The following is a 5,897-nucleotide window of genomic DNA, read 5'->3' as shown; positions in this document are numbered from 1 at the left end:
TCGGGACGGCGCACGCCCTTGGCGACGCGCACGATGACGGCCTTCATGACCTGGCCCTTCTTGACGCGGCCCTTCGGAATCGCCTCCTTCACCGACACGACGATGGTGTCGCCGATGGTGGCGTACTTGCGCTTGGAGCCGCCCAGCACCTTGATGCACTGGACGCGCCGCGCACCCGAATTGTCAGCGACGTCGAGATTCGTCTCCATCTGGATCATCGCACCGTCTCTCTTCCTGCCGCCTCATCTGCGGCTTCAACTCTTGCTTCGTCCCGGCGCCGGTTCCGCCCTTGCGGCCTAGCGCCATCTCATAATCAAACCTTCTCGAGCACGACCCAGCGTTTCAGCTTCGAGATCGGCGCCGTCTCCTGGATCTCCACGCGGTCGCCCTCCTTGAAGGCGTTGTTCTCGTCGTGGGCGTGGTACTTCTTCGTGCGGCGCACCGTCTTCTTGAACAGCGGATGCGTATAGCGACGCTCCACTTCGACGACGATGGTCTTGTTGTTCTTGTTCGAAACAACCACACCCTGCAGGACGCGCTTCGGCATCGTTCTCTCTCCTTACGCGCCGGACTTCGATTTCGTGGACACCTTCGACGAGGACCCGCCCCGCTTCTGGCCGGCGAGCGTCAGAACGCGCGCGATGTCGCGGCGGACCTGGCGCACGCGCGAGGTGTTCTCGAGCTGCCCAGACGCCTTCTGAAAGCGCAGGTTGAACTGCTCCTTCTTGAGCTTGGCCAACTGATCGTCGAGCTGATCGAGCGTCAGGCTCCTCAAATCACTCGCTTTCATCGTCGTCTTCCTCATCCTTCGCGCGCAACAGGCCTCAGCCGATGCGCGTCACAATACGGGTCTTGATCCCGAGCTTGGCGGCGCCGAGGGTCAGCGCCTCGCGCGCGACCTGATCGGGAACGCCGTCCAGCTCAAACATGATGCGGCCCGGCTTCACGCGCGAGACCCACAGCTCGATGCCGCCCTTGCCCGAGCCCATGCGGACCTCGGCGGGCTTCTTGGTCACCGGCACGTCCGGGAAGATGCGGATCCAGACGCGGCCGGCGCGCTTCATGTGGCGCGTGATCGCACGGCGGGCCGCCTCGATCTGGCGCGCGGTGACGCGCTCGGGCTCCACGGCCTTGAGGCCGTGCGAGCCGAAGTTCAGTGTCGTGCCGCCCTTCGCAGCGCCGTGGATGCGGCCCTTGAACTGCTTGCGGAACTTGGTCTTCTTCGGTGACAGCATGGTCCTCGTCCTTCAGCCCTGATCAGGCCTGATCCTGTCCTTCCTTGCCCGCCTCGGCACCGCCACGCGGTCCGCGGGGGCCGCGGCGTTCGCGCCGCTCGCCACCGTCCTCGCGACGCGGACGGCCGCCGGTGCCGTCGCCGGCCCCTTCGGTCGCGCGGCGCTCGGAGGCCATCGGGTCGTGCTCCATGAGCTCGCCCTTGAAGATCCAGACCTTGATGCCGATGACGCCATAGGCGGTCTGGGCCACGCCGTAGCCGAAATCGATGTCGGCGCGCAGCGTGTGCAGCGGCACGCGGCCTTCGCGATACCACTCCGTGCGCGCGATCTCGGCGCCGCCGAGGCGGCCCGCGACGTTGATACGGATGCCGACGGCGCCGGCGCGCAGCGCCGTCTGAACGGCGCGCTTCATGGCGCGGCGGAAGGCGACGCGACGCTCGAGCTGCTGGGCGATGTTCTCAGCCACCAGGGTGGCATCGATGTCAGGCTTGCGCACCTCGAGCAGGTTCAAATGAACCTCCGACGAGGTGAAGCGCGACAGCTCGCTCCTCAGCTTCTCGATGTCGGCGCCCTTCTTACCGATCAAGACGCCCGGACGGGCGGTGTGCACCGTCACGCGGCACTTCTTGTGCGGGCGCTCGATGACGACCTTCGAGATACCTGCGGTGCGCTGCTGCTTCAGGATGTGGGCGCGGATGGCGCGGTCCTCATGCAGCAGCTTGCCGTACTCACCCCTGCGGGCGAACCAGCGGCTGTCCCAGGTACGGTTGATGCCGACGCGCAGGCCGACAGGATTGACTTTGTGACCCATTACTCGGCCTCCTTCTCAGCCGCAGCAGTCTCGGTCTTGGGGGCCGGCTTCTTGGCCGCGGCCTTCTTCTTCGGCGCGGCGCCCTGTGCGGACTTGCCGTCCTTGCCGGTGCCCTTGGCCTTCTTGGCCTTCGGCTTCGCGGCCTCCTCCTCGGTCTCGCGGACCACGACGGTGATCTGCGAGAACGGCTTCCTGATCGAGAAGCCGCGGCCACGGCCACGGGCGGCAAAGCGCTTCATGACCAGGTTCTTGCCGACATACGCCTCGGAGACGATCAGCGCGTTGACGTCGAGATCGTGGTTGTTCTCGGCGTTGGCAACGGCGCTCATCACGCACTTCCTGACGTCCTGGGCGATGCGCTTCCTCGAGAACTCGAGGTCGGCGAGCGCCTGGTCGACCTTCTTGCCGCGGATCAGGCCCGCGACGAGATTGAGCTTCTGCGGCGAGACGCGAAGGTTCTTCGCGATCGCGCGCGCCTCCTTGTCGGAGAGGCTTCTTTCCCGGCTCGGTTTGCCCATCACTTCCTCACCGATGCTTTCTTGTCGCCGCCGTGACCATGGAACACGCGCGAAGGCGAGAACTCGCCCAACTTGTGCCCGATCATGTCCTCTGTGACGTTCACCGGGACATGCTTCTGGCCGTTGTAGACGCCGAACGTCAGCCCCACGAACTGGGGCAGGATCGTCGAGCGACGGCTCCAGGTCTTGATGACCTCATTGCGCCCGGACGACCGCACCTTCTCCGCCTTCTTGAGAAGGTAGCCGTCGACGAACGGGCCTTTCCAAACTGCGCGTGTCACTCTCTCGTCTCCTCGATCGTCTGCTCGACGCTTGGATTCTGCTATTTGCTCTTCGAGCGGCTTCTGACGATGAACTTGTCGGTCTGCTTGTTCTTGCGGGTCTTGAAGCCCTTGGTCGGCTTGCCCCACGGCGTCGCCCAGTGCTTGCCGCCCTTGGTGCGGCCGCCGTTGGGGTGGTCGATGGGGTTCATGGCGATCGAGCGCACGGTCGGGCGGTTGCCCTTCCAGCGCTGGCGGCCGGCCTTGCCGATCACCTCGTTGGTGTGATCCGGGTTCGAGACGGCGCCGACGGAGGCCATGCACTCGGCACGCACCCTGCGGGTCTCGCCGGAGTTAAGCTTCAGCACGGCCCAGCCGGAGTCGCGGCCGACGAGCTGCACGAAGGCGCCCGCCGAGCGTGCGAGCTGGCCGCCGGCACCCGGCTTCAGCTCGACGTTGTGCACGATGGTGCCGATCGGCATGGCCGACAGCGGCATGGCGTTGCCGGGCTTGACGTCGACCTTGGCGCCTGAGACGACAGAATCGCCCACGGCTAGGCGCTGCGGCGCCAGGATGTAGGACACGTGGCCGTCCGCATACTTGATCAGCGCGATGAACGCCGTGCGGTTCGGGTCATACTCCAGGCGCTCGACGGTCGCGACCACGTCGTGCTTCCGGCGGCGGAAGTCGATCAGGCGGTAGGCCTGCTTGTGGCCGCCGCCGATGTGGCGCGTCGTGATGCGGCCGTCGTTGTTGCGGCCGCCGGTCTTGCGCTTACCCTCGGTCAGCATCTTGACCGGCGCGCCCTTCCACAGGTTCGAGCGGTCGACCTGGACGAGGTGCCGGAGACCCGGGGATGTCGGACGGAATGTCTTCAGTGCCATGGTTCGGTTCCTTTAAAGGCCCGTCGTGACGTCGATGGAATGGCCTTCCTCGAGCGTCACGATCGCCTTCTTGACGTCGCTCTGCTGAGCGCGGATGCCGCGGAAGACCTTCCGCTTGCCCTTGCGCACGAGCGTGTTCACGGCCTTGACCTTGACGTTGAAGAGGCTCTCCACCGCGGCCTTGATGTCCGTCTTGTTGGCACCCGGGGCGACCTTGAAGATCACCTGATTCGCCTCCGAGACCTGCGTCGCCTTCTCGGTGATAACCGGAGAGAGGATGACGTCGTAATGCTTGAGCTTGTTCATCACTTCGCCTCCGTGGCTTTGGCCTTCACGTCGGCGAAGCGCACGTCGAGCGCCTCGACCGCGGCCTTGGTCAGCACGAGCTTCTCGCGGCGCAGGATGTCGTAGACGTTGATGCCGGCGATCGGCAGCACGTCGATGTGCGGGATGTTGCGCGCCGCGCGGGCGAACGCATCATCGAGCGAGGCGCCGTCGATGATCAGCGCGCTCCGCCAGCCGAGCTCGGCGAACTGCTTCTTGAGCACGCCGGTCTTGCCGTCCTTCGAGGACGCGGCGTCAATGACGACGATCTCGCCGGCCTTGGCCTTGGCAGAAAGCGCATGGCGGAGCGCCAAAGCGCGCACCTTCTTGGTCAGGTCGATGGCGTGGCTTCTCGGCTTGGGGCCGAACGCCTTGCCGCCGCCGCGCCACTGGGGAACCGACTTGTCGCCGTGGCGGGCGCCGCCGGTGCCCTTCTGCTTGTAGACCTTCTTGCCGGTGACCGAGACCTCCGAGCGGTCCTGGGCGTGGTGCGTGCCGGCCATGCGCTTAAGCTGCTGCCAGCGCACCATGCGATGCAGGATGTCCTTGCGCGGCTCGAGCCCGTAAATGGCGTCGGCGAGCTCGATCTCTCCGGCCTTCTTCGCCTCGAGCGTGGTGACGGTGGCTTTCATCACGCCTTCTCCTTGCTGGCGGACTTGAAGGCGCCGGGCGTCGGCGCATCGGCATTCGCCTTCTTCTTGACTGCGTCGCGCACGATCACCCAGCCGCCCTTGGAGCCGGGAACGGCGCCGCGGATCATCAGGAGGCCGCGCTCGACGTCAGTCTTGACCACGACGAGGTTCTGCGTGGTGACGCGCTCGTCGCCCAAGTGGCCGGCCATCTTCTTGCCCTTGAATACCTTGCCGGGGTCCTGGCGCTGGCCGGTCGAGCCGTGCGAGCGGTGCACGACGGAAACGCCGTGCGTGGCGCGCAGGCCGCCGAAGTTCCAGCGCTTCATGGCACCCTGGAAGCCCTTGCCCTGGCTGGTGCCGGTGACGTCCACGAACTGGCCGGGGACGAAGTGGTCGGCGGTGATCTCAGCGCCTACCTCGATCAGGTTGTCGGGGCTGACGCGGAACTCAGCCAGCTTGCGCTTGGGCTCGACGCTGGCGACCGCGAAGCCGCCGCGCTCCGACTTGGTCAAGCGCGCGGGCTTGCGGCTGCCCGCACCCACCTGGATCGCGGTGTAGCCGTGCTTGTCGGCGGTGCGCTGCGCCAGCACCTGAAGCTTCTCGAGCTTCAGGACCGTCACAGGCACATGCTCGCCCGCCTCCGTGAAGATGCGGGTCATGCCGACTTTCTGTGCAATCACTCCGGAACGCATTTCTCGCATTCCTTCCTTCATTATTCGCGGCCAAAGCGGGGAGCCCCGTTCGGCGCGGCATCCTCTAGAGCTTGATTTCCACGTCCACGCCCGCGGCCAGGTCGAGCTTCATCAGCGCATCGACCGTCTGCGGCGTGGGATCCACGATGTCGAGCATGCGCTTGTGCGTGCGCATCTCGAACTGCTCGCGGCTCTTCTTGTCGATGTGCGGAGAGCGGTTGACCGTGAAGCGCTCGATGCGGGTCGGCAACGGGATAGGACCCCGAACCTCCGCGCCGGTGCGCTTCGCCGTGTTCACGATCTCACGCGTCGACGCATCGAGAATGCGATGGTCGAACGCCTTGAGCCGGATGCGGATGTTTTGGCCGTTCATTGTCTTCGAACCCGCTAAATGAGAGAAGCGCTCGTCCTGTCGGCGTTGCCGCCACCCTCTCGAGCGCCTCTCTTCTTCTGCTACTCTACGATCTTGGTGACGACGCCGGCGCCGACCGTCCTGCCGCCCTCACGGAAGGCGACGCGGACCTTCTCCTCCATGGCGATC

11 protein-coding genes and 2 pseudogenes are annotated in these 5,897 nt (G+C 65.7%); all 13 read right to left on the bottom strand.

Annotation, left to right across the window (positions count from 1 at the left end; genetic code table 11):
• Positions 1-218, bottom strand: a 218-nt coding sequence (locus tag IT540_RS05990) for an uL14 family ribosomal protein (RefSeq protein WP_291174468.1), incomplete at its 3' end; no start/stop codon positions are given.
• 95 nt (positions 219-313) lie between these two features.
• Positions 314-547 (bottom strand): 30S ribosomal protein S17, encoded by a 234-nt coding sequence (gene rpsQ / locus IT540_RS05985; RefSeq protein ID WP_291174465.1) that lies wholly within the window; start codon positions 545-547, stop codon positions 314-316.
• Positions 548-559: 12 nt separating this feature from the next.
• Positions 560-790: a 50S ribosomal protein L29 gene (rpmC, locus tag IT540_RS05980; RefSeq protein ID WP_291174464.1), complete on the bottom strand. Its 231-nt coding sequence runs from the start codon at positions 788-790 to the stop codon at positions 560-562.
• A gap of 34 nt (positions 791-824) precedes the next feature.
• Positions 825-1,235, bottom strand: coding sequence for a 50S ribosomal protein L16 (gene rplP, locus IT540_RS05975; protein ID WP_291174462.1), 411 nt, complete (start codon positions 1,233-1,235; stop codon positions 825-827).
• Positions 1,236-1,257: 22 nt separating this feature from the next.
• Positions 1,258-2,046 (bottom strand): 30S ribosomal protein S3, encoded by a 789-nt coding sequence (rpsC, locus tag IT540_RS05970; protein ID WP_291174460.1) that lies wholly within the window; start codon positions 2,044-2,046, stop codon positions 1,258-1,260.
• A gap of 137 nt (positions 2,047-2,183) precedes the next feature.
• Positions 2,184-2,564 (bottom strand): annotated as a pseudogene (rplV, locus tag IT540_RS05965) (50S ribosomal protein L22); the annotation flags it as partial.
• The gene (gene rpsS, locus IT540_RS05960) at positions 2,564-2,845 is read right to left on the bottom strand and encodes a 30S ribosomal protein S19 (protein WP_291174458.1); all 282 of its coding nucleotides are present in this window, start codon (positions 2,843-2,845) and stop codon (positions 2,564-2,566) included. The gene rpsS and the pseudogene rplV, both read right to left, overlap by 1 nt.
• 41 nt (positions 2,846-2,886) lie before the next feature.
• The gene (rplB, locus tag IT540_RS05955) at positions 2,887-3,708 is read right to left on the bottom strand and encodes a 50S ribosomal protein L2 (RefSeq protein ID WP_291174456.1); all 822 of its coding nucleotides are present in this window, start codon (positions 3,706-3,708) and stop codon (positions 2,887-2,889) included.
• Positions 3,709-3,720: 12 nt separating this feature from the next.
• The gene (locus IT540_RS05950) at positions 3,721-4,014 is read right to left on the bottom strand and encodes a 50S ribosomal protein L23 (RefSeq protein WP_291174455.1); all 294 of its coding nucleotides are present in this window, start codon (positions 4,012-4,014) and stop codon (positions 3,721-3,723) included.
• On the bottom strand, positions 4,014-4,664 hold the full coding sequence (gene rplD, locus IT540_RS05945) for a 50S ribosomal protein L4 (RefSeq protein WP_291174453.1): 651 nt from the start codon (positions 4,662-4,664) through the stop codon (positions 4,014-4,016). Before rplD ends, IT540_RS05950 begins: the two co-directional genes overlap by 1 nt.
• A complete protein-coding gene (gene rplC / locus IT540_RS05940) occupies positions 4,664-5,356 on the bottom strand; it encodes a 50S ribosomal protein L3 (RefSeq protein ID WP_291174451.1) in 693 nt (230 codons plus the stop codon). Before rplC ends, rplD begins: the two co-directional genes overlap by 1 nt.
• A 64-nt stretch (positions 5,357-5,420) precedes the next feature.
• Positions 5,421-5,729 carry a 30S ribosomal protein S10 gene (gene rpsJ / locus IT540_RS05935; protein ID WP_020087370.1) on the bottom strand — a complete coding sequence of 103 codons (309 nt, stop codon included), beginning with the start codon at positions 5,727-5,729 and terminating at the stop codon, positions 5,421-5,423.
• Positions 5,730-5,809: 80 nt separating this feature from the next.
• Positions 5,810-5,897, bottom strand: a pseudogene (locus IT540_RS05930) (elongation factor Tu); the annotation flags it as partial.

Source organism: Hyphomicrobium sp., from assembly GCF_020852195.1.
Lineage (GTDB): Bacteria > Pseudomonadota > Alphaproteobacteria > Rhizobiales > Hyphomicrobiaceae > Hyphomicrobium_C.
Note: the sequence above shows the minus strand (reverse complement) of the source record. Positions and strands in the feature narration are given on the sequence as shown.

Bases quoted from the DNA above. Each gene is read 5' to 3' on its own strand.
- rpsQ (WP_291174465.1), bottom strand. From the start codon at position 547: ATGCCGAAGCGCGTCCTGCAGGGTGTGGTTGTTTCGAACAAGAACAAC.
- rpmC (WP_291174464.1), bottom strand. From the start codon at position 790: ATGAAAGCGAGTGATTTGAGGAGCCTGACGCTCGATCAGCTCGACGAT.
- rplP (WP_291174462.1), bottom strand. From the start codon at position 1,235: ATGCTGTCACCGAAGAAGACCAAGTTCCGCAAGCAGTTCAAGGGCCGC.
- rpsC (WP_291174460.1), bottom strand. From the start codon at position 2,046: ATGGGTCACAAAGTCAATCCTGTCGGCCTGCGCGTCGGCATCAACCGT.
- rplB (WP_291174456.1), bottom strand. From the start codon at position 3,708: ATGGCACTGAAGACATTCCGTCCGACATCCCCGGGTCTCCGGCACCTC.
- IT540_RS05950 (WP_291174455.1), bottom strand. From the start codon at position 4,014: ATGAACAAGCTCAAGCATTACGACGTCATCCTCTCTCCGGTTATCACC.
- rplD (WP_291174453.1), bottom strand. From the start codon at position 4,664: ATGAAAGCCACCGTCACCACGCTCGAGGCGAAGAAGGCCGGAGAGATC.
- rplC (WP_291174451.1), bottom strand. From the start codon at position 5,356: ATGCGTTCCGGAGTGATTGCACAGAAAGTCGGCATGACCCGCATCTTC.
- rpsJ (WP_020087370.1), bottom strand. From the start codon at position 5,729: ATGAACGGCCAAAACATCCGCATCCGGCTCAAGGCGTTCGACCATCGC.